We start from the raw sequence: 20,351 nt of genomic DNA, 5'->3' as shown, positions 1-20,351 counted from the left end.
CTCAAGGGCGCAGAAGGGCATGGTCTCGTCTCCAGGGGGTGGCGGGCGATCGCCCGCCACCCCCTGGAGACGAGACCATGCCCTTCTGCGCCCTTGAGAGCCTCCGCTGATGGAGCTGGGCATCGCCGCGATCGTCGGCGTCTCGGTCCTCGTCGCGGTCGCCGTCTTCTCGCGGCGCCTCGGCGTCGCCGCCCCGATCGTCCTCGTGCTCGCCGGCGTCGGCCTCTCGTACATCCCCGGGGTGCCGGAGGTGGTCGTCCCGCACGAGTGGGTGCTCGACGGCGTGCTGCCGCCACTGCTGTACGCGGCGGCGCTCAGCGTCCCGTTCATCGACTTCCGCCGGAATCTGACCACCATCACCGGCCTGTCGGTCGTGCTGGTGCTGATCTCGGCGGCCGGCGTCGGCGCGCTCCTCTTCCTCCTCCTCCCCGAGCTCGGGCTGGGCCTGGCGATAGCCGTGGGCGCGATCATCAGCCCGCCCGACGCCGTCGCCGCGACCTCGGTCGGCCGGCGGCTCGGCCTCCCGCCGCGGCTGCTCACCCTGCTCGAGGGCGAGGGGCTGATCAACGACGCGACCGCGCTGGTCCTCCTCCGCTCGGCCCTCGCCGCCGCCGCGGGGACGCTCGCGACGCCGTGGGCCGCGATCGGCGACTTCCTCTACGCGGTCGTCGTGGCCGTCGTGGTCGGGTTCGTGGCCAGCGTCGTCACCGTCTTCGTCCGCTCGCGGCTCGAGGACCCGGTGCTCAACACCGTCCTCTCCTTCATCGTCCCCTTCGTCGCGTTCATCCCCGCTGAGGGCCTGGGCGCCTCGGGCGTGCTCGCCGTGGTCGTCGCGGGCCTGCACACCGGGCACGCCTCCTCCCGCGCCTTCACCGCCCAGTCGCGGGTGAACGACCGGGTCAACTGGCGTACCGTGCAGTTCCTGCTCGAGAACGGCGTGTTCCTGCTGATCGGTCTCGAGATCCGCTCGCTGATCCACGACGCCGACAGCGCGCGCCTCTCGGTGCCCGGAGCGGTCGGGATCGGGCTGATCGCGGTGGTCGGGCTGATCGTCGTGCGCTTCCTCTGGGTCGGGCCGGTCCTCCTCGGCGAGCGCTGGCAGACCCGCCGGGCCGAGCGCCGGGCCCGCGAGCAGAAGGAGCTGCTCGAGTCGCCCGAGGCGCAGGAGCTGCCGAAGGAGGAGCGCGGCCGGGCGAAGCGGCGCTACCTGCTGCGGCGCAGCGACTACCGGCACTTCAGCCGCAACGGCATCGGCTGGCGCGGCGGTCTGGTGCTCGGCTGGTCCGGGATGCGCGGAGTGGTGACCCTCGCGGCCGCGCAGTCGCTGCCCGAGGACATCCCCTACCGCCCGCAGCTCGTGCTGATCGCCTTCACCGTGGCCGTCGCGACCCTGTTGATCCAGGGCAGCACGCTGCCGCTGCTGATCCGGGCGCTGGGCATCCGCGGGATCGACGTGCCCGAGGACCAGCGCGCGCTCGCGGGCCTGCTCGACGAGATCACCGAGAAGGGCCTCTCGGTGCTGGAGCGCCCGGGCGACGCCGTCGAGGGCGCCGACGGCGTCGCTCCGGACGTCCTGGAGCGGGTGCGGCAGACGTCGTTCCTCCGCTCCGAGGCCGCCTGGGAGCGCTCGCGCGGCACGGAGAGGTCGGTCGCGGACACTCCGCACCGCCTCTACCGTGCGCTGCGCCTCGCCGTGGTCGCGGCCGAGCGGGAGGCGCTGCTGGACGCGCGCTCGCGCCGCGCCTACCCGCAGCGCATCCTCCGCGACGCCCAGTCGCTGCTCGACCTCGAGGAGACGCGGCTGCGGGTCCGGCGGGGCTCCGAGTCCTGAGGGCTCGGGATCGTGACGATCGCTCCCGGGGATGCCCGCGCTGATCCGCGCCCTGTGGAGGAGCGCCGAGCTCCTCGAGTGCGCCATCCGGATCGACCCCTCGGACCACGGCCGTCCGGCCTCCCCGGCATAGCCCGCCGATGCGTCACCCCCCGTTAAGCCCGCGCTCCCCGCTTCCTCTGGCACTGCCGTCACCCCGCCCGTAACCTGCGGATCGCCTGAGAACCGGAAGCTCGATTCGCCCGCACTCGAAGAGGGGTGGCGGGCCGGGGCGGATCCCCTCGGGGGATATCACGAGGGCCGATCCGCGCGCCAGCCCTCGCAGAGAGGGCAGACGGGTCGCTGAGAGGAACGCTATCCCGTGCGGCGCCGGAGCGCACGCCTCACTTCGTTCGAGTGCTCTCAGGTCCAGTCGAGAGCGGAGCGCTCGGCCCAGTAGCGGGCCGGATCCACGGCGAGCGCCGGGAGGTCCGGGAGCTCCCGGGGCTGCGCGCGCAGGTTGGCCCGCAGCTGCTCCGGAGTCGCCGCGCCGCTCAGCACGACGTCGGCCCAGGGCTGCGCGAGGACGGCCCCCAGGGCGACGGCGTCCGGCGCGGCGCCGGCGTGCTCGATCGGGTGCGCCACGAGCCTCCCGTTGGCGAGGGCCTCCTTGACCACCACCAGCCAGCCGTCGTCGTGCGCGGCGGCGAGCGCCCGGCCCGCGGACTGCTCGAGCGGGTTCCAGGTGCTCTGGACCGCGCTGAACGGCGACTCCGGGATCGCGCGGGCGAGCTCGATCACGCGCGCCTGCTCGGGTCCGCTGGTGGAGAGGCCGACGCGCACTCCGGAGCCGGCGAGGCCGCGCAGTCGGTCCAGCAGCGGGCGGTCGGTGAGGGCCGGGCTCTCGGGAGTGATCGAGTGGACGAGGTAGGAGTCGGGCGCCGAGCCGAGCGCGTCGAGCGTGAGCGGCCACTGGCGGTCGAGCATCGCGACCGAGTGCTCCTTGCGCTCGTGCACCGGCGCGTCCATCGCCCACCCGCCGACGTACTCGTAGCCCCACTTCGACTCGATCGTGAGCGCCGCCCGCCGCTCCGGATGCCGGGCGAGCCAGCCGCCGAGGAACTCCTCCGCGCGCCCGTAGGAGCGCGCGGCGTCGAGGAAGCGGACGCCGGCGTCCCACGCCGCGTCGAGCAGCAGGTGCGTGCGCTCGCGCAGCGCGTCGACGCTCCGCTCGGCCGCGGGGCCGAGGTCGTCGTCGCGCCCTGCCGTGATGTACGCCGGCCGGCCCACGGCCGCCAGCCCGATCCCGAAGCGCTGCATCCCGCCCACGGTACGCCGGTCCCGGAGCTCCGGCAGCCGCTAGCGTCGAGCGGTGACCTCCGCCCTCGACCGCAGCATCCTCCGGCTCGCCGTCCCGGCGCTGGGCTCGCTGGTCGCCGAGCCGCTGTTCCTGCTCACCGACTCCGCCCTGGTCGGCCATCTCGGCGCCGTCCCGCTCGCCGGGCTCGCGCTGGGCGGCACGGTGCTGCAGACGATCGTCGGCCTCATGGTCTTCCTCGCATACAGCACGACTCCGCGGGTCGGCCGGGCCCTCGGCGAGGGCGACGAGCGAAGGGCCGTGGCGGCCGGGATCGACGGCGGCTGGCTGGCCCTGCTCCTCGGCGCCGGCATCGCCGTGGTGGGCGCGCTGACCGCTCCGGCCGTCGTGGCGCTCTTCGGCGCGGAGCCGGCTGTGGCCGAGGCGGGCGTGCGGTACCTGGCGGTGAGCATGGCCGGGATCCCCGCCATGCTCGGCGTCTTCGCGCTCACCGGGCTCCTCCGCGGCTTCCAGGACACCCGCACTCCGCTGATGATCGCCGCCGGCGGATTCGCCCTCAACGCCGCTCTCAACGCCGTGCTGATCTACCCGGCCGGCCTGGGGATAACCGGCTCCGCGCTGGGGACGGTGATCGCGCAGTGGGCCATGCTCGCGGCCTACGCGGGAGTCGCGCTGCGGCTCGCCCGGAGGGTCGGCGCGCCGCTGCGGCCGCACCTCGCGGGCCTGGCCTCCTCCGCGGGATCCGGCGGCTGGATGCTGCTGCGCACAGCGAGCCTCCGCGCGGCGATCCTGCTCGCGGTCGCGACCGCCACCTCGCTCGGGGCGGAGGAGCTGGGCGCCTTCCAGGTGGCGATGACGCTGTTCTCGACGGTCGCCTTCGCCCTCGACGCGGTGGCGATCGCCGCGCAGGCGCTGCTGGGCCGCCTCCTCGGCGCGGGCGACGCCGAGCAGGCCCGAGCCGTCACGAAACGCTGTGTGACCTGGGGAATCGGTGCAGGAGTAGTGCTCGGAGCGCTGGTCACCGGTCTGAGCGGTGTCCTGCCGTACGTCTTCTCGAGCGACCCGGAGGTGCTGCGGCTGCTGCCCGCGGCGATCGCCGTCGTGGGCCTCACCGCTCCGCTCGGCGGCTACGTCTTCGTGCTCGACGGCGTGCTGATCGGCGCCGGCGACGGCCGCTACCTGGCGCTCAGCGGCCTCGCGAACCTCGCCGTCTTCGTCCCGCTCGCCCTGCTCGCCCCCGCCGCGCCCGCCGAATGGCGCCTCCTCGCGCTCTGGCTCGCCTTCGCCGTCGGCTTCCTCGGCGCCCGCGCGGTCACCCTCGGGCTCCGGGTCCGCAGCGACGTCTGGCTCCGCTGATCGCGCTCCTCCCCTGTGGAGAAGCCTGTGGACAACTCCGGTCAGCGCGGCGGAGCGCTGGTGTTCCCGCGGTGGAAGACGGCGTGGAAGCAGACCGCCTCCGCCTCCTCGTCGGCCAGGAGCGCGACCGCGGCCCGTCCCGCCGCACGGCCCTTCTCGACCGCGGGCTGGGCCATCGTCGTGAGGTCGTACTCGGCCGCGAGACCGGGCACCTGCACGCCGTCGAAGCCGACCACCGAGAGGTCCTCGGGCACGCGCAGCCCGCGCTCCTCCGCCGCGAGGATCACGCCCGCGGCCAGCAGATCGCTCTGCGCGACGACCGCGGTCGGCGGCTCCGCCCCCTCGAGCAGCGTGCGGCCCGCGGCGACGCCCTCGTCGACGGAGCTCGCCGCGGCGGCGACGACCGACGCCTCCGGGAAGACGTCCTGCACGCCGAGGAGGCGGTCGACCGGAGTGATGCTGGGGCTCGAGCGCCAGCCGGCCGGGATCGCGCCGCGGCGGCGGTCCTTCGCGAACGGGAGCGCGACCACCGCGACCCGCTCGTGGCCGAGCTCGCGCAGGTGCTCCGCGAGGGTCCGGCTGGCCTCGCGGTTGTCGAGCGAGATCACGGCGCCGCCCAGCTCCGAGAGGCCCTCGACCACGACGACCGGCACCCCCCGGCGGCACAGCACGGCGACGGAGTCGTCGACCGACGGGCTGCAGCCGACCAGGATCATCGCGTCGACCGGGGCCGTCGCCAGCAGGCCCGCGCCGTCGCCGGTCTCGGTGAGCAGCAGGATCCCGGCGTCGACCCCGCCGAGCACGTCGGCGATCCCGTCGAGCATGGCGATCTTGATCGGGTCGCGGAACGCGTGCAGCATCCGCTCGTCCACGACGACCCCCACGATCCCCGAGCGGCCGCGGCGGAGCGAGCGCGCCCGCGGGTCGGGGCCGGCGTAGTCGAGCTCGGACGCCGCGCGCAGCACCCGCTCCTTCGTGGCCTCCGAGACGGGGCCGGAGCCGCTGAAGACCAGCGAGGCGGTGGAGGGGGACACTCCGGCCCGGCTCGCGACGCGGGCGAGCGTCGGCCGGGGGCTCTTGCGGGGTTCCACGTTCCTCCTCGTGGGGGCGGCGCGCTCGTCGTCGGTTGACCGTCCCCGGGGTTCCGGATAGCTTAGACCGGCTCGCTTCGAATCGATTCGACCGTGCCTCTCGATCCGGTGTCCGGATCCCGCCCGCACCAGGAGAACCGCCATGACCTCGACGTCCGCGCTCACGCGCCCGCAGCTGGTCGCCTGGCGCAACGCCGTCTTCACGATCTTCGTCCTCAGCGGGATCTCCATCGCCACCTGGGTCTCGCGCACCCCCGCCATCCGCGACGAGCTCCAGCTCTCGACCGCCGGAGTGGGCCTGCTGATCCTCTCGATGTCGATCGGCGCGATCGTCGGACTCGCGTTCTCGACGCCGGTCATGGGCGCGATCGGCGCCCGGCGCGGCATGGCGCTCGGCCTCACCGTCTCGGCGGCGGGCCTCGCGGTGCTGGGCGTCTCGGCCGACGTCATCGGCGTCCTCCCCGCGGCCTTCGCCGGCATGGCGATGCTCGGCTTCGGCAACGGAGCGGTCGACGTGATGATGAACGTCGAGGGAGCGGCCAACGAGAAGGCCTTCGGCAAGACGCTCCTGCCGCTGTTCCACGCCTTCTTCAGCCTCGGCACCGTGGCCGGCGCGCTGATCGGCGCGGGCGCCTCCGCTCTGGCCGTGCCCGTCGCCGTCCACCTCGGCGCGATCGCCGTGGTGATCGCCGTGACCGCGGTGATCGCGATCCGCTTCGTCCCGGTCCGCGAGGAGCTCGACACCTCCGGCGCGGCGACCACGGTGAAGCCGCCGGTCCGCGAGCGCGTCGCCGCCTCCCTCGGCGTCTGGCGCGACGGCCGCCTCGTCCTCATCGGCCTGATCATGCTGGGCATGGCCTTCGCCGAGGGCTCCGCGAACGACTGGCTGACCCTGGCGATGGTCGACGGCCACGGCACCGACAAGACGACCGCCGCCGTCGTGTTCGGCGTGTTCGTCGCCGCCATGACCGTCGGACGCGTGATCGGTGGGCCCGTGCTCGACCGCTTCGGCCGCGTCCCGGTGCTGCGCGCCTCCGCCGGGCTCGCGATCGTCGGCATCCTGCTGTTCATCCTCGCCCCGGTCGACGCGCTCGTCGTCGTCGGCGCGGTCGCCTGGGGTCTGGGCTGCTCGCTCGGCTTCCCGGTGGGCATGTCGGCCGCGGCGGAGGGGCCGCACTCGGCCGCCCGCGTCAGCGCGGTGGCGATGCTCGGCTACGTCGCGTTCCTGGTCGGACCGCCGGCGATCGGCTTCCTCGGCGAGCACTACGGACTGCTGAACGCCCTCTTCCTGGTGCTGGCCCTGGTGGTCGTGGCCGGGCTCGCCTCCCCCGCCGCCCGCAGCCGGCGGAGCTGACCGCCCCGCTCCACGCGCCTCCGCAAGCCCCCGTGGGGCCCGGGCGCCCCGGCGCGCCTCCCCCTAGGCTTCCCAGGACGGCGGTGGAGGGGGAGCGGATGCGGTACCGAGCGCGCGACGGCGCCCTGCTCCACGTCGACGAGCACGGAGCCGGTCAGGGGCGGCCCCTGGTCGTCGTCCCCGGTGAGCCGGAGCGCCACCCCTCCTACCTCGGCTCGTTCGCCTCGATCGCCTGCACGCGCCGCGTCCTCGTGCTGCACCCGCGCGGAGTGGGCGGCTCCGCGGAGCTGCCTCCCGCTCCCCCGGCCACGACGGCCGCCGACGTGGAGGACCTGCGCCGCCACCTCGGCGTCGACGAGCTCGATCTCGCCGCGCACGACTCCGGCTGCCGCGCCGTCCTGCTCGCCGCCGTGGACGCGCCCGAGCGCGTCGCCCACCTGCTCCTGATCGCCCCCGGCACCGCCTGGCTCGGGATCGACGACCGGGCTGCCGGTCACACGACTCCCGCCGGCTCCGACGACACCGCGGCGATCCGCGACGCTCTGCAGCGCCTCGACTGCCCCGCGGTCGTCCTCGGCGGCGAGGACGATCCGGTGACGGGCGTCGCCGCTCTGGAGGCGCTCACCGCGCTGCTGCCGCAGGCGAGCCTGGCCGTCATCGAGTCGAGCGGCCACCACCCGTGGGCGGAGGCGCCGGCCGAGTTCGCGGTCGCGCTGCGCGCCTCGCTCTCGGTGCCGCCGCCCGCTCCTCCGCTCGGCCGCCGGCCTCCCGTCGCCGCGCGCTGAGCCGGGAGCCCGCCGGAGCCGCGCCGTCTATCCTCGACGGGTGCGTCTCGTCATCGCGCGCTGCTCCGTCGACTACACCGGCCGTCTCAGCGCCCACCTCCCGCTCGCCACCCGCCTCCTGCTCGTCAAGGCCGACGGGAGCGTCCTCATCCACTCCGACGGCGGCTCCTACAAGCCGCTGAACTGGATGAGCCCGCCCTGCACGCTGATCACGGGCGAGCCCGACGGGGAGGCGCGCGCCGCGGGAGTGACGCAGCAGTGGACCGTCGCGCACCGCAAGACCGGCGACGCTCTCGTCGTCTCGATCCACGAGGTGCTGCACGATTCGGCGCACGAGCTCGGCGTCGATCCGGGACTCGTCAAGGACGGAGTAGAGTCGCATCTCCAGCGCCTTCTCGCCGAGCAGATCGGCCTCCTCGGAGAGGGGCACACTCTCGTCCGGCGCGAGTACATGACCGCGATCGGCCCGGTCGACATCCTCGCCCGCGATTCCTCGGGAGCCGCCGTCGCCGTCGAGATCAAGCGCCGCGGCGAGATCGACGGAGTCGAGCAGCTCACCCGCTATCTCGAGCTGATGAATCGCGATCCGCACCTCTTCCCGGTGACGGGAGTCTTCGCCGCTCAGGAGATCAAGCCGCAGGCGCGGACTCTCGCCGAGGACCGCGGAATCCGCTGTGTGGTGCTCGACTACGAGGCCATGCGCGGCACCGACGACTCCCACACGCGCCTGTTCTGACAGGCACGGCGAAGGCCCCCGCGATCGGATCACGGGGGCCTTCCGCTCACCGGGCGCGAGGCCCGGGAATGCGGCGTCTCACCGGGCCGAGAGCCCGGCGGCCGCTACTTGTGGGCGGCCTGGTAGGCGGCCTGGACCTCGGAGGGGATGCGTCCGCGGTCGGAGACGGGGTGGCCGTTGGCGTTCGCCCACTCGCGGATGGCCTTGAGCTGCTTGGGGTCGCTCTTGGAGGCGGTCGCGACGCTCGTGGCGGCCGCGGGGCGCGAGCCGACGCGGCGGGCGCTCGAGACGAACTTCTCGAGCGCCGAGTGGAGCTCGGCGATGTTGTCGGGGCCGAGATCGATCTCGTAGTTGGCGCCCTCGATGCTGAAGCGGACGGTACCGCCGTCACCGGAATCGATAAGGGTTCCGTCGATATCGTCGACAAGCGTGATCTTCTGGGCCACTTTTCCTCCTGGAGTTCGCGGGACCGGACTGTCTCGACCCGGACCGGGAGAGACATTACCCCCTTTCACAATCGAGTGCGCCATGAATGGCGCCATTCGTCCCTTTCTCGCGCCATGTCGAGGGGAATGTTCAGGATAAGCGGAGGCAATCACGGCTGAATCGAGCTGTTCGCCACCAGCCGTCGAATGGAGGACACGGTGTCCGCAGACGGCCGTAACGATTCCGGACACCGATCGCGCGCATTCCCGGGAACCGGTCCCGGCGATTCCGATCACGCCCCGGTCTTCGTTAGCGTGGAGCCATGGCACGACGAGGCGGACCCCCTGCACGCCCGGCGCGACCCGGTCCGTACCGCAATGCGGAGGCTCGGGAAGCGCTGGAGGCGCTCGTCGCCGCTCCCACCGCCGAGGCCGTCGACCGGCTGCTCGAGGCCTGCCTCGACGGCTCCCTCGTGGTCGACGTCACGGGCTCCCAGCCCGGAGGCGTGCCGCACGTCCGCACCGTCGCGACGACCACCGGGGAGCAGGTCCTGCCGCTGTTCACCTCCACGGACGAGGTGCGCACCGCGGTCCCCCGGCAGCAGCATCCGCGGGTGCAGATGCTGGTCCTCCCCGGACGCGAGGCCTTCGCGCTGATCCGCACCGCCGACTTCGTCGCCGTGCAGCTCGACCCCGGCTCGATCGCCCAGGTCGTCACCCGTTCGTTCGTCGAACGGGCTCTGGACGCCGAACGGCCGTAGAGTGTGGCCCCCGGCGGGGCAGCGCCGGCGTCACCCCGTCCTCCGAGGTCAGGAGCCCGCCATGTCCGACACGACCCTCGCCGCCACCGGCCTCGACGCGCGAGCCGGCACCTGGTCCTGCATCCTGTTCGACCTCGACGGCACGATCACCGACTCGGCCCCCGGCATCACCGGCACCCTCGTCGAGACCTTCGTCGAGCTGGGCCGCCCCGTGCCCGCTCCGGCCGAGCTGCTGGCCTACGTCGGCCCTCCGCTGCTCGAGGCGTTCCGCGAGCTCGGCGGGATGACCGTCGAGGAGGCGCAGGCGGCGCTCGTGGTCTACCGCCGCCGCTACAACGCGGGCGGACTGTTCGACTCCTCGGTCTACCCGGGGCTGCCCGAGGTGCTCGCGCGCATCGCCGAGGCCGGCGTGCCGCTCTCGCTCGCGACCTCCAAGCCGGAGTCGGCGGCCACGCGCATCCTCGAGCACTACGGACTGGCGCAGTACTTCACGGTGATCTGCGGCGCCTCCGAGGACGAGGTCCGCAGCGCCAAGGCCGACGTCGTGGAGGAGGCGCTGCGCCGGCTCCGCGAGCTCGGCGTCGACCTCTCGGCGCCGGTGATGGTGGGCGACCGCGAGCACGACGTGCAGGGCGCCGCCGCCCACGGCGTGCCGACGATCATGGTCGAGTGGGGCTACGGATCGCCGCTCGAGGCGGTCGGGACGATCGCGCTGGTGTCCGGCGCCGAGGAGCTCGCGGACCTTCTGCTCCCGTGACCTGCGTACGATGAGGGTATGACTGGTCTGGGCGTCGTCCTCTCGTTCGTGCTGTTCCTCGGCGGGATCCTCGTTCTCGGCAACTCGTTCCTGCTGCCCGACATCGCCGGATTCCTCTTCGTCGGCGGCATCCTGATGATCTCGGGATCGCTCGCCGTCGCGTTCCACGTCCTGCCGAAGTCCCAGTAGCCGGGTCGCTCCGGGCGGCCGCCTCCGCGGCTCGCCGCTCCGCTCAGCCCAGCGTGCTCGCGTCGAGGTTGATGACTGCATTGATGTAGACCGCCTCGCCGGCTCCGGCGATCGTCGGGTTCATCCGGAGCAGCTGCTGCACCGGGATCCCGAAGCGCTGCGCGATGTCGAAGAACGTGTCGCCCTGCACCACGGTGTAGCTCACGATGTCCCCCTCCCCGTCGCGGGTCGGCTCGCCGTTCGCCCCGGGAACCGCGCCGTTGTCGACCGCGAAGGCGGTCTCGGGGATGTCCGGTGTCGCGTTCGGCGTGAAGGTGACCGTCGCCTCGGGGACCGGCGCGAAGACCGTGGCCGTCGCCTGCGGGAGCGCCGCCGTGACGGTCGGGTCCGGCACCGGAGTCGGCGTCGCCGTGGCGAACACGGTGACCGTGACCGTCGGAGCCGGAGCGGGCGCCGAGCACCCCGCGAGCGCGAGCACCCCGGCCAGTGCCGTCGCTCCGATGACCGTCCTGCGCATGTCCCCTGCCCTCCGCGCGCCCCGCGGCGCCCGCTCCACCCTAGGAGACGGGGCGGCCGGGGGCACGTGCGCTGTCGCAGGAGGCCGGCGCTGCGGATCCACCGTCGTGCAGGGAGCTCCGCGGTCGCCGGGGCCGGGTCGGCCTCACCGGGACCGGGTCACGACGGGGGCTCAGTGAGCAGGCGCAGCCCGCCGCCGCTGTTCGCCGCGTCCATCAGGAGCTCGACCCAGGTCGGGTTGATCGTCGGCTGCCGGCTCCCCGCGAAGTGGAACTGCAGGGCGATGTTCGGGTTCATCCAGAAGGAGTGGCGGCCGCGCGCGCCCTCGGGCATCGAATCGAGGGTGAGGCTGAAGCGCTCGTCGCGGCGGAACTTCGCGTAGATCACGATCTGGAGGTGGGCCAGGGTCCGGTCCTCGATCTCGATGACGGCAGGAGGAGTGCCGTAGAGGAATTGACCCATGCCGCCAGACTATAGGCCCCTCGGCTTATTACTAGTCCGTCTAGCTATTTGGCTGCGGAGGGTTCCGCGCCGTCCACTTCGTCCGTATCGTGCCCGTCGCCGTGCTCCGCGTCGATCTCGTCGACGGCCGCGCTCATCCGGCGGAGGAAGTTGACGACGACCTCGGCCTCGGGGGCGTCCAGGTCCTCGGCGATCTCGAGCATCCGGCGGTGCATCTCCTGGAGCGTGGCGCGCACCTCGTCGTCGCTGTCGACGGTCGCCTCCACGACGATCCCGCGCCGGTCGGTCGGGTTGGGCTTGCGCACGAGGTGGCCGCTGCGGACCAGGCGGTCGATGAGGACCGTGGTCGACGCGGACGAGATGGAGAGGTGCGAGGCCAGGTCCTTGCCGGTCACCAGCTCGCCCTTGCGCTGCTGGCGGAGCAGGTACTGGATGGCGATCAGGTCCGTCTCGCCCATCGCCATCCGCTCGCGCGTGCGGCGGCGCATCGAGACCTCGGAGACGCGGTACGTGCGCATGGCGCTCAGCACCTCGACCGCACGGCGGGTGGACGACTCGTCCGGGTACCAGTACCCGGCGCCGCTCCGCAGGCTCGTGTCGCTCATCCGCACATCCTAGACCGGCTGATCACCAGGCCGTCTAGCGAGTCGCCCGCGCCTACGCTGGACCGGTGACCGCCACCCTCGTCGCCAAGGGCCTCTCCGGAGGCTATGCGCACCGCACCCTGTTCGACGGACTCGACCTGACGGTCGCCCCTGGGGACGTGGTGGGCGTCGTCGGGGCGAACGGAGCCGGCAAGTCGACGCTCCTGCGCATCCTCGCGGGCGAGACGGCTCCGCTCGAGGGCTCCGTCGTGCTCTCGCCGGGCGACGCCTTCGTCGGCTGGCTGCCGCAGGAGCACGAGCGCCGCGAGGGCGAGACCGTCGCCGGCTACATCGCGCGCCGCACCGGCTGCGCCGAGGCCTCCGCCGAGCTCGACGCCGCCGCCTCCGCCCTGGCCGACCCCGATCCCGACGGCTCGATCGCGGACCGGTACGCCCTCGCTCTCGACCGCTGGCTCGCGAGCGGCGCGGCCGACCTCGACGAGCGCACCCCGGTCGTCCTGGCCGACCTGGGCCTGTCGCTCGGCGCCGCGGCCGCCTCCTCGACGATGACCTCCCTCTCCGGCGGGCAGGCGGCGCGGGTCGGCCTCGCGGCGCTGCTGCTCTCGCGCTTCGACGTGGTGCTGCTCGACGAGCCGACCAACGACCTCGACCTCGACGGCCTGGAGCGCCTGGAGGCCTTCGTCCGCGGGCTCCGCGGCGGCGCGGTCCTCGTGAGCCACGATCGCGAGTTCCTCGCCCGCAGCGTCACCCGCGTGCTGGAGCTCGATCTCGCGCAGGGCACCAACCGGGTCTACGGAGGCGGCTACGACGCGTTCCTGGAGGAGCGCGAGACCGCGCGCCGCCAGCGCCGCGAGAAGTACGAGGACTTCGCCGAGCAGAAGGCCGACCTGGTCTCCCGCGCCCGCACCCAGCGGGAGTGGTCGAGCCAGGGCGTGCGCAACGCGATGAAGAAGGCCCCCGACAACGACAAGATCCGTCGCAAGGCCTCGGCGGAGTCGAGCGAGAAGCAGGCGCAGAAGGTGCGCCAGATGGAGAGCCGGATCGCGCGGCTCGAGGAGGTCGAGGAGCCGCGCAAGGAGTGGCAGCTCGCCTTCACGATCGGCAGCGCCCCGCGCTCGAGCTCGGTCGTCTCGACGCTGAACGGCGCGGTCGCCCGCCGCGGCGCCTTCACGCTCGGGCCGGTGTCGCTCCAGGTCGACGCGGGCGACCGGATCGGCATCACCGGGCCCAACGGCGCCGGCAAGTCGACGCTGCTGTCGCTCCTCCTCGGCCGCGCCGAGCCGGAGGAGGGCGGCGCCTCTCTCGGAGCGAGCGTGGCGATCGGCGAGATCGATCAGGCCCGCGGGATGCTCGCCGCCGACGTGCCGCTCGCGGGCGCGTTCGAGGCGCTGGTGCCCGAGTGGCCGACCGCCGAGGTCCGCACGCTGCTGGCGAAGTTCGGGCTGAAGGCCGACCACGTCGGCCGCCGCGTCGGCGAGCTCTCGCCGGGCGAGCGGACCCGGGCCGCCCTGGCGCTCCTCCAGGCCCGCGGCACGAATCTCCTGGTGCTCGACGAGCCGACCAACCACCTCGACCTCGTCGCCATCGAGCAGCTGGAGGAGGCGCTCGAGGCGTACGAGGGCACCCTGCTGCTGGTCACCCACGACCGGCGGATGCTCGAGACGGTGCAGCTGACGCGGCACTGGCACGTCGAGGCGGGCGTCGTCACGGAGGCGTGACGCCCGCCGCCGCGTCAGTCCCCGGAGGCGCGGGCCGCCTCGTCCTCGCGCCAGCCGGCCTCCTTCTGCACGTACTCGTTGTCGGCGAACTCCGCGAAGTCGCTCTCGTCGGTGATCCGGCGCACTTCGAGGCGGTTGCCGGGCACCAGCGGGCAGCGCAGCGCCCACTCGCGGGCCTGCTCCTTGGAGTCGACCCCGATGATCCAGAAGCCGTTGAAGAGCGACTCGGTCGGGCCGTAGGCGCCGTCGACGACGGTCGGCGGCTCGGAGGAGAAGTCGACCACGAAGCCGGAGGAGGCGACGTCGTCGGCCAGGCCGTCGCCCGAGAGCAGCACGCCCGCCTCGATCATCGCCTCGTTGTACTGCCCCATCCGGGTGATGATCTCGTCGAACGGGATCGAGGCGTAGGCCTCCTTCGCCGCATCGGTCGCGCGCATGATCAGCATGTACTTCATCGGGTCTCCCTGGGGTCGGTGCGCGGGGGCGCAGGGCCTACTCTGGCCCATCCGGGGTGCCGGCGGAACGGTGGGTCCCGAGCGTCTGCGCCACAGGGGCGAGCGCGGAGCGACGGACCTTGCCCGCGTCGCTCCGAACGGGCTCGTGCACGATCCGGAGGGCCCGGAGGCGCCGCTCAGCGCCCAGCTCGGCGTTCGCCCGAGCGAGCAGACCGGCCGGGTCCACGCCCGCGTCGCCCACGTCGACGACCGCCTCCACCGCCTGCCCCAGCTCCGTGTCCGGCACGCCGAAGGCGACCGCCCCGCGGACTCCGGGCAGGGCCTCCAGCACCCGCTCGACCTCGGCCGGCCAGACGCTCACTCCGCCCCGGAGGATCAGATCGTCGGCGCGGTCGACCACCCAGAGCCACCCGTCCCCGTCGACGCGGCCGACGTCGCCGAGGGTGTCCCAGCCCTCCTCCGTCCGCCGCGAGCCCGCGCCGAGGTAGCGGTAGGCGGCGGCCTCGCCGCGGTGCAGCCAGATGCGGCCGAGCTCGCCGGTCGGAGCCTCCGTGCCGTCCTCCCGCAGGATGCGCAGGGTCGTCCCGCTGATCGGCCGTCCGACACTGCCCGGGTGCTCCAGCCACTCCCGGCCCGTGATCATCGTCAGTCCGTTCGACTCGCTGCCCGCATAGACCTCGACCACCCGCTCCGGGCCGAGCCAGCCGATCAGCGCCCGCTTGTCGGCGGGCGCGCAGGGCGCTCCGAGGTGCAGCACCGTCGCGAGCGAGGACACGTCCGCCCCCGACCGCTCGGGCGCAACCAGCAGGCGGCGGATCGTGGTCGGGACGAGCAGGGTCCAGGTGACGCGGTGCTCCTCGATCGCCGCGAGGACCCGGGCGGCGTCGAACCGCGGCAGCAGCACCAGGCGCTGCCCGGTCATCAGCCCGCGGAAGGCGTAGGTGAAGGTCGCCGAGTGCATCAGCGGGCCGCTCACCAGCTGCACGCCCTCGCGCGGCAGGAACGGCGCGACCGGCGCGTCCGGATCCAGCAGCGCCGGGCCCGCGGCCAGCACCACCTTCGGCCGCCCCGTGCTGCCGGAGGAGGTGGGCGCCTTCCAGGACGAGGCCCACCGGTCCTCGAGCGAGCCGGCCGGCACCTCCGGCCCGGGCCGCCAGTCGCCCGCGCGCCACGGGACAGCGGAGGAGGAGGGCGCGCCGATGACGAGCGCCGGCCGCGCGATCCGCTCCACCTCGGCGCGCTCCGCCGCCGACAGCCCGGTCGAGACCGGCTGCGGCACGGCGCCCGCCTTCCAGACCGCCGCGCAGACGATGAGCGCGTCCAGCGAGTTCGAGAGCGAGACGGTGACGAGGTCGTCGGTCCGGACGCCGAGATCGCGGTAGGCGCGGGCGAGGCGGGTGCTCTCGCGGTCGAGCTCCCCCGCCGTCAGCGCGCCCTCGTCGGCCACGGCGACGATCCGGTCGGGATCGGCGTCGGCGAGACCGGTGACGATGCGCGAGATCGACCGGCGGGTCACCGGCGGCGCCCGATCGTGTCCAGGCGGCAGGACGGAGTCATCCGGGCACGCCTGCTCGCGCGGATCCCGGCCCGTCCGGAGGAGTTCCTCCTGAGCTCTGAACCGAGCCGTCGAGCACCCGCTCGTAGAACCGCAGATGCGCGGCCGCGACGTCGTCCCAGGAGTGCGAGGCGGCCAGGGCCCGGCCGTCCGGCGAGGGCAGCGTCAGGGCCTCCTCCAGCGCGTCGGCGAAGGAGGCGGGGTCCCGCCCGTAGCGGACCGCGTCCCCGAACACCTCGTGGATCACCGGCAGCTCCCGCGCCACGACCGGCACCCCCGCGGCGAGCGCCTCCATCGCCGCCAGCCCGAACCCCTCCTTCACCGAGACGAAGCCCAGCGCGGAGGCGCCGGCGACGAGCGGAGCGAGCCTCTCCTCCGGAACGGTGCCGAGGATCACCGGAGCGATCCCGAGCTCGGCCGCCCTCCGGTCGAAGGCGGCCCGGTACTCGCGGTAGTCGAACAGGGTCTCGCCGCCGCCGAACACCAGCGCGACGTCGTGGCCGCGCTCGCGCAGCAGAGCCCACGCCTCGAGCAGCTCGATGCTGCCCTTCCGCGGCTCGATGCCGCCGAGGGCGAGGAGGTACGGGCCGAGCTCGGCCCGCCACCCCCCGGTCAGCGGATCGTCGACGGCGGCCGCGAACCGCGCCGCGTCGACACCGTTCGGGATCACGTCGGGCAGCAGCCCCCAGCCGGCGCGCACCTCCTCGGCGACCGCAGCGGACACGCACAGCCGGGTCAGGGGGAGCCGGACGGCGCGGTCGTGGCAGGCGCGCAGCTCCGGGGTGGTGAAGTCGTCCAGGTGGTGGATCGTGCGGATCGGCGCGAGTCCGGCGGCGAGCGCCGCGTTGGCCGAGATGCAGTCCTGCGCGTGGACGACCGGGGCGTCCTCGCCCCGCAGGGCCTCGGCCATCGCGGCGATGGACCGGACGATGCGGGCGCCGACCGGCTCGCCCTCGCGGTGCGGAAAGGGCACCACCCGCACGGTCACGCACGGATCGACGGGGCGGAAGAAGGAGTCGTCGCCGCCCCGGGCGAGCGTGCGCACCGTGACGTCGTGTCCGGCGCGCGCGAGCGCCTCGGCGAGGGCGAGGGTGTGCACCACCCCGCCGCGCGGCCGGGTGGAGTAGGTCAGCAGGCAGATCCGCATCTCAGCTCCGGTAGGCGTGCTCCGCGCGGTCGCGGAGGTGGTGCATCGTGCGGCGGGCGCGGGCGACGGAGCCGGCGACGTCAGCGGAGGCGAGCGCGAGCCCGCCCTTCGCCCAGGTCTTCGCGATGATCTCTCCCGCCGGATCCACGACCTTCGCCTGCCCGAGGAACCGCAGGCCGCCGAGCACGCCGGTCTGGTTCGAGGAGACGAGGTAGACCTGGTTCTCGGCGGCGCGGGCGCAGTCGTAGAGATCGAACAGGTGGGCCTGGCGGTCGTTGCGGATCCGATCGGAGCGGTCGGTCACGCTCGCGGGCCACGCGCTGAGGCAGGCCAGCACCTCCGCGCCGTCGAGGGCCAGCGAGCGCGAGGACTCCGGGAAGGTCTTGTCGAAGTCGATCAGCATCCCCATCCTCCCGATCGGCGAGTCGAAGGCGGCGAAGCCGCGACCCGGCAGGTACGCCTCGGACTCGCCCAGCGGCAGGTGGACCTTGCGGTGCGTGCCGATCACGCGCCCGCCGTGCACGCAGACCGCGGTGTCGTAGCGGACCTCGCGACCGCCCTCGAGCGCGCGCTCCGCGATCCCGAAGCACACGGTGAGATCGCCCGCCAGCTCGGCCACGCGGGCGACCTCCGGCCCATCGAGCTCGAGGCTCGGCGGCAGGTCCGGCCCGGGGTGCTGGAGGTCGAGCAGGTAGCCGCCGAGGGTCGCGTCCGGGAGCACGAGCAGGTCGACCGAGCGCTCGCGGGCGTGAGCGATGATGCCGGCGAGCTTGGCGAGGGTGCGGTCGATGTCGCGACCGAAGTGCGCTGCAACCGCACCCATCACCGTCTCCGTCATGCGAGGAGGCTATCCGGCGAGATCCGGCTCGCGCTCCCGAGCGAAGCGCCCCGCCTCGCGCACTCGCCGGACCTCCTCCGCCAGGTGCCCCGCATCGCGGGCGATCGCCTCGAAGCGGCCGGACCCCCAGGTGTGCAGCCACGGCAGCCCGAGGAACGACAGGCCCGGCACGCTCGTCACTCCGCGCTGGTGGGTGGGATGGCCGGCGCCGTCGAACACGCCGATCTCGACCCAGCGATAGTCGGAGCGGAACCCGACCGCCCAGACGACGCTGCCGATGCGCGCGAGGTCGAGCCCGGTCGCCTCGGACTCCGGCCGCCAGACCGGACGGCAGCGGTCCTCCTCGGGAGCGTCGATGCCGTGCGCCGCGATGTAGCGGTCGATGTCGTCCTTGATCGACTCCGCGACCGAGTCCGCGTAGTCGAGCGACGCCTCCGCCGTGGGGGCGAAGCGCAGCCGGGACCCCTCCACCCCGGCCAGTCGGCCGTAGAGGTGCATCCCGTCGCGGGCGAAGGCGCGCAGGTCGATGTCCCGCCCGCCCCCGCGCCCCGTCACGTAGTGGTTGGTCGACTCCCGCTTGGTGAGCCCGCCGACCTGCGCGTGGACGGGCACGTCGTACACGCCCATGTCCTGGAGCCAGGCGACGCAGTCGCGGCCCCGGTAGAAGCGCGCCACCCGCGGCGCGCTGCCGAGGGCGAGGTGGACCTCGCGCCCGGCGAGGAAGAGGTCCTCGGCGATCTGCGCGCCCGACTGCCCGGAGCCGACGACGAGCACGCCGCCGGGCGGGAGCGCCTCCGGCGAGCGGTAGTCGGCGGAGTGGAGCTGCAGCACGTCCGACGGCAGCCGCGCGGCGACGGCGGGGAGGACCGGGCGGTGGTAGCCGCCGGTCGCCACGACGACCTGGTCGGCCGTGATCGCGCCCGCGCTCGTGATCAGCTCGAAACCTCCCCCGGCGCGCTCGCGGAGCCGGCTCACCTCCACGCCCTCGACCACGGGGGCGTCGAAGCTCTGCGCGTAGCGGCGCACCCACGCGTGCACCTCGTCGCGCGTCATGAATCCGTCCGGGTCCGGCCCGTCGTAGGGGTACCCGGGGAGGCGGCACTGCCAGTTCGGCGTGACGAGGGTGAAGGCGTCCCAGCGGCGGTCGATCCAGTCGTGGCCGATGGTCGCGCGCTCGAGCACGACGTGCTCGATGCCGTCGTCGACCAGGTGCCGGCTGATCGAGAGCCCGGCCTGCCCGCCTCCGACCACCGCGACCTCGACGTGGCGCCCGGGCTCGATAGCGGCGCTCACGGCCGCACCCGCTGCCCGGCCGGAGCGGGCGGCTCCATCGCGAGCACCCTGACCGTGCCGCCCTCGAAGCGCTGCGCCGTGCGGAGGATGTCGGACTCCTGCTGCATCGCGGAGGTGCAGGCGAACCCGAACCGCTCCCGCACCCGGTCCGACGCGATGCGCAGCGCCTCACTCGAACGGGCGACGAAGTCCTCGAGCGAGTAGGCGGTCCCGGTCCCGAGGAACTCGTGCACGACCAGGCTCGGCGAGTAGCAGCGCTCCTCCGAGCCGTCCGGCCAGCGGACGTGGAAGGTCATCTCAGGCATGGACGAGTCCTCCGTTCCAGACCCGGTCGATGTCGTAGGCGTCGGGCCGCCGGTCGCGCAGGTGGAACATCCCGCCGCGCATCGCCTCGAAGGCGCCGCGCACGTCGATGTCGGCGACGGCCATGCCTGCTCCGAGCAGCGTCGTCGCGAGCACGTTGCCGCCGGGATCGACGACCTTCGCGTTCCCGACGTAGCGGAGCGAGCCGAAGGTCCCCGACTGGTTCGAGGCGAGCCAGAACACCTGGTTGTCGAGGGCGCGGGCGATGTCGAACTGATTGAACCGGTACGTCCAGCGGTCCTCCTGCAGGTTCTCGGCCGTCGCCGTCCGAGCGGCCGGCCACGCCGAGAGCGAGGCGATGATCTCGGCGCCGTCCAGCGCCATCGACCGCGCCGCCTCGGGGAACGCCTTGTCGTAGCAGATCTGCAGGCCCACCCGGCCGACCGGCGTCTCGAAGGTGCCGTAGCCCGGGCCCGGCGAGTACGAGAGGTGCTCGCCCAGCGGCTGGTGCACCTTCCGGTAGCTGCCGTAGACCTGCCCGCCGTCCAGGAGCGCGGCCGCGTTGTAGCGGGTCTCGCCGTCGTCGTCGAGCTCGCAGAAGCCGATCGCCACCACCAGGTCGCCGACGATCTCCTGCACCCGCCGCAGCTCCGGCCCGTCCAGGCGCACCGCCGGCGGGAGGGAGCGGCGGGTGGTGGCGACCGTGTCGCCGTGGTTGCCGAGCGAGGAGAGGTAGCCGCCGATCGCGGCCTCGGGGAGCACCAGGAAGCGCACTCCCCTCTCGCGGGCCTCCTCGGCCAGGGAGGCGATGAGCGCGTAGTTCTGATCCAGGTCGCGGGTGAAGTTCGCCGCGACCGATCCGACGAGGGTCATCGCG

Annotated in this window: 22 protein-coding genes; 9 read left to right on the top strand and 13 right to left on the bottom strand. The window is 73.6% G+C overall.

The genetic code is table 11. From position 1 onward, the window contains the following. The first annotated feature begins 109 nt into the window (after window positions 1-109). Window positions 110-1,831, top strand: a complete 1,722-nt coding sequence (locus C5B98_RS12115) for a sodium:proton antiporter (protein WP_104233018.1) — start codon at window positions 110-112, stop codon at window positions 1,829-1,831. Window positions 1,832-2,233: 402 nt separating this feature from the next. Here C5B98_RS12115 and C5B98_RS12110 read toward each other — a convergent pair whose 3' ends face one another. Continuing rightward, a complete protein-coding gene (locus C5B98_RS12110; RefSeq protein WP_104225753.1) occupies window positions 2,234-3,130 on the bottom strand; it encodes an aldo/keto reductase in 897 nt (298 codons plus the stop codon). Between the two features lie 52 nt (window positions 3,131-3,182). On the opposite strand from C5B98_RS12110, the gene C5B98_RS12105 reads away from it, so the two are divergent. Continuing rightward, complete coding sequence (locus tag C5B98_RS12105; RefSeq protein WP_104327869.1) at window positions 3,183-4,484, top strand: MATE family efflux transporter; 1,302 nt, start codon at window positions 3,183-3,185, stop codon at window positions 4,482-4,484. 41 nt (window positions 4,485-4,525) lie between these two features. Here the strand turns inward: C5B98_RS12105 and C5B98_RS12100 are convergent, their stop codons facing one another. Continuing rightward, a complete protein-coding gene (locus C5B98_RS12100) occupies window positions 4,526-5,575 on the bottom strand; it encodes a LacI family DNA-binding transcriptional regulator (protein WP_258063510.1) in 1,050 nt (349 codons plus the stop codon). A gap of 142 nt (window positions 5,576-5,717) precedes the next feature. Here C5B98_RS12100 and C5B98_RS12095 point away from each other — a divergent pair, with 142 nt between their 5' ends. The 3 genes from C5B98_RS12095 (at window position 5,718) to nucS (ending at window position 8,450) form a co-directional block, all read left to right on the top strand. Then, window positions 5,718-6,929 carry an MFS transporter gene (locus C5B98_RS12095; RefSeq protein ID WP_104225755.1) on the top strand — a complete coding sequence of 404 codons (1,212 nt, stop codon included), beginning with the start codon at window positions 5,718-5,720 and terminating at the stop codon, window positions 6,927-6,929. 98 nt (window positions 6,930-7,027) lie between these two features. Then, on the top strand, window positions 7,028-7,714 hold the full coding sequence (locus C5B98_RS12090; protein ID WP_104308166.1) for an alpha/beta fold hydrolase: 687 nt from the start codon (window positions 7,028-7,030) through the stop codon (window positions 7,712-7,714). Window positions 7,715-7,754: 40 nt separating this feature from the next. After that, the gene (nucS, locus tag C5B98_RS12085; protein ID WP_104225757.1) at window positions 7,755-8,450 is read left to right on the top strand and encodes an endonuclease NucS; all 696 of its coding nucleotides are present in this window, start codon (window positions 7,755-7,757) and stop codon (window positions 8,448-8,450) included. A 104-nt stretch (window positions 8,451-8,554) separates the two neighbouring features. On the opposite strand, the gene C5B98_RS12080 is transcribed toward nucS, so the two are convergent. Beyond that, window positions 8,555-8,896 carry an Lsr2 family protein gene (locus C5B98_RS12080; RefSeq protein ID WP_104222624.1) on the bottom strand — a complete coding sequence of 114 codons (342 nt, stop codon included), beginning with the start codon at window positions 8,894-8,896 and terminating at the stop codon, window positions 8,555-8,557. Between the two features lie 302 nt (window positions 8,897-9,198). Between C5B98_RS12080 and C5B98_RS12075 the strand changes: the two genes are divergently transcribed. The 3 genes from C5B98_RS12075 to C5B98_RS17030 all read left to right on the top strand — a co-directional run bounded on the left by C5B98_RS12075 (window position 9,199) and on the right by C5B98_RS17030 (window position 10,582). After that, the gene (locus C5B98_RS12075) at window positions 9,199-9,636 is read left to right on the top strand and encodes an SseB family protein (RefSeq protein WP_104222625.1); all 438 of its coding nucleotides are present in this window, start codon (window positions 9,199-9,201) and stop codon (window positions 9,634-9,636) included. A 61-nt stretch (window positions 9,637-9,697) separates the two neighbouring features. Beyond that, on the top strand, window positions 9,698-10,393 hold the full coding sequence (locus tag C5B98_RS12070; RefSeq protein ID WP_104222626.1) for an HAD hydrolase-like protein: 696 nt from the start codon (window positions 9,698-9,700) through the stop codon (window positions 10,391-10,393). A gap of 18 nt (window positions 10,394-10,411) precedes the next feature. Beyond that, a complete protein-coding gene (locus C5B98_RS17030; protein WP_159911733.1) occupies window positions 10,412-10,582 on the top strand; it encodes a hypothetical protein in 171 nt (56 codons plus the stop codon). A 43-nt stretch (window positions 10,583-10,625) separates the two neighbouring features. Here the strand turns inward: C5B98_RS17030 and C5B98_RS12065 are convergent, their stop codons facing one another. The 3 genes from C5B98_RS12065 to C5B98_RS12055 all read right to left on the bottom strand — a co-directional run bounded on the left by C5B98_RS12065 (window position 10,626) and on the right by C5B98_RS12055 (window position 12,165). Beyond that, window positions 10,626-11,099, bottom strand: a complete 474-nt coding sequence (locus C5B98_RS12065) for a LysM domain-containing protein (RefSeq protein ID WP_104222627.1) — start codon at window positions 11,097-11,099, stop codon at window positions 10,626-10,628. A gap of 158 nt (window positions 11,100-11,257) precedes the next feature. Beyond that, window positions 11,258-11,560, bottom strand: a complete 303-nt coding sequence (locus C5B98_RS12060) for a hypothetical protein (RefSeq protein WP_068250131.1) — start codon at window positions 11,558-11,560, stop codon at window positions 11,258-11,260. Window positions 11,561-11,604: 44 nt separating this feature from the next. Continuing rightward, window positions 11,605-12,165 carry a MarR family winged helix-turn-helix transcriptional regulator gene (locus tag C5B98_RS12055; RefSeq protein WP_104222628.1) on the bottom strand — a complete coding sequence of 187 codons (561 nt, stop codon included), beginning with the start codon at window positions 12,163-12,165 and terminating at the stop codon, window positions 11,605-11,607. Between the two features lie 65 nt (window positions 12,166-12,230). Between C5B98_RS12055 and C5B98_RS12050 the strand changes: the two genes are divergently transcribed. Further along, window positions 12,231-13,883, top strand: coding sequence for an ABC-F family ATP-binding cassette domain-containing protein (locus tag C5B98_RS12050; RefSeq protein ID WP_104327867.1), 1,653 nt, complete (start codon window positions 12,231-12,233; stop codon window positions 13,881-13,883). A 14-nt stretch (window positions 13,884-13,897) separates the two neighbouring features. Here C5B98_RS12050 and C5B98_RS12045 read toward each other — a convergent pair whose 3' ends face one another. The 7 genes from C5B98_RS12045 to C5B98_RS12015 are packed head-to-tail and all read right to left on the bottom strand — an operon-like array spanning window position 13,898 to window position 20,347. Then, window positions 13,898-14,338 (bottom strand): YciI family protein, encoded by a 441-nt coding sequence (locus C5B98_RS12045; protein WP_104222630.1) that lies wholly within the window; start codon window positions 14,336-14,338, stop codon window positions 13,898-13,900. A gap of 37 nt (window positions 14,339-14,375) precedes the next feature. Further along, window positions 14,376-15,854: an AMP-binding protein gene (locus C5B98_RS12040; RefSeq protein WP_104327866.1), complete on the bottom strand. Its 1,479-nt coding sequence runs from the start codon at window positions 15,852-15,854 to the stop codon at window positions 14,376-14,378. A 37-nt stretch (window positions 15,855-15,891) separates the two neighbouring features. After that, window positions 15,892-17,040: an MSMEG_0565 family glycosyltransferase gene (locus C5B98_RS12035; protein ID WP_104222632.1), complete on the bottom strand. Its 1,149-nt coding sequence runs from the start codon at window positions 17,038-17,040 to the stop codon at window positions 15,892-15,894. A gap of 1 nt (window position 17,041) precedes the next feature. Then, window positions 17,042-17,878: a carbon-nitrogen hydrolase family protein gene (locus C5B98_RS12030; protein WP_104222633.1), complete on the bottom strand. Its 837-nt coding sequence runs from the start codon at window positions 17,876-17,878 to the stop codon at window positions 17,042-17,044. Between the two features lie 9 nt (window positions 17,879-17,887). Continuing rightward, on the bottom strand, window positions 17,888-19,171 hold the full coding sequence (locus C5B98_RS12025) for an MSMEG_0569 family flavin-dependent oxidoreductase (protein WP_219812201.1): 1,284 nt from the start codon (window positions 19,169-19,171) through the stop codon (window positions 17,888-17,890). Beyond that, on the bottom strand, window positions 19,168-19,476 hold the full coding sequence (locus C5B98_RS12020) for an MSMEG_0570 family nitrogen starvation response protein (RefSeq protein ID WP_104222634.1): 309 nt from the start codon (window positions 19,474-19,476) through the stop codon (window positions 19,168-19,170). The genes C5B98_RS12025 and C5B98_RS12020 overlap by 4 nt, the downstream gene beginning before the upstream one ends. Beyond that, window positions 19,469-20,347, bottom strand: coding sequence for a carbon-nitrogen hydrolase family protein (locus C5B98_RS12015; protein WP_104222635.1), 879 nt, complete (start codon window positions 20,345-20,347; stop codon window positions 19,469-19,471). Before C5B98_RS12015 ends, C5B98_RS12020 begins: the two co-directional genes overlap by 8 nt. Window positions 20,348-20,351 lie beyond the last annotated feature (4 nt).

Source organism: Rathayibacter sp. AY1A5 (assembly GCF_002930875.1).
Taxonomy (GTDB): domain Bacteria; phylum Actinomycetota; class Actinomycetes; order Actinomycetales; family Microbacteriaceae; genus Rathayibacter.
Note: the sequence above shows the minus strand (reverse complement) of the source record. Positions and strands in the feature narration are given on the sequence as shown.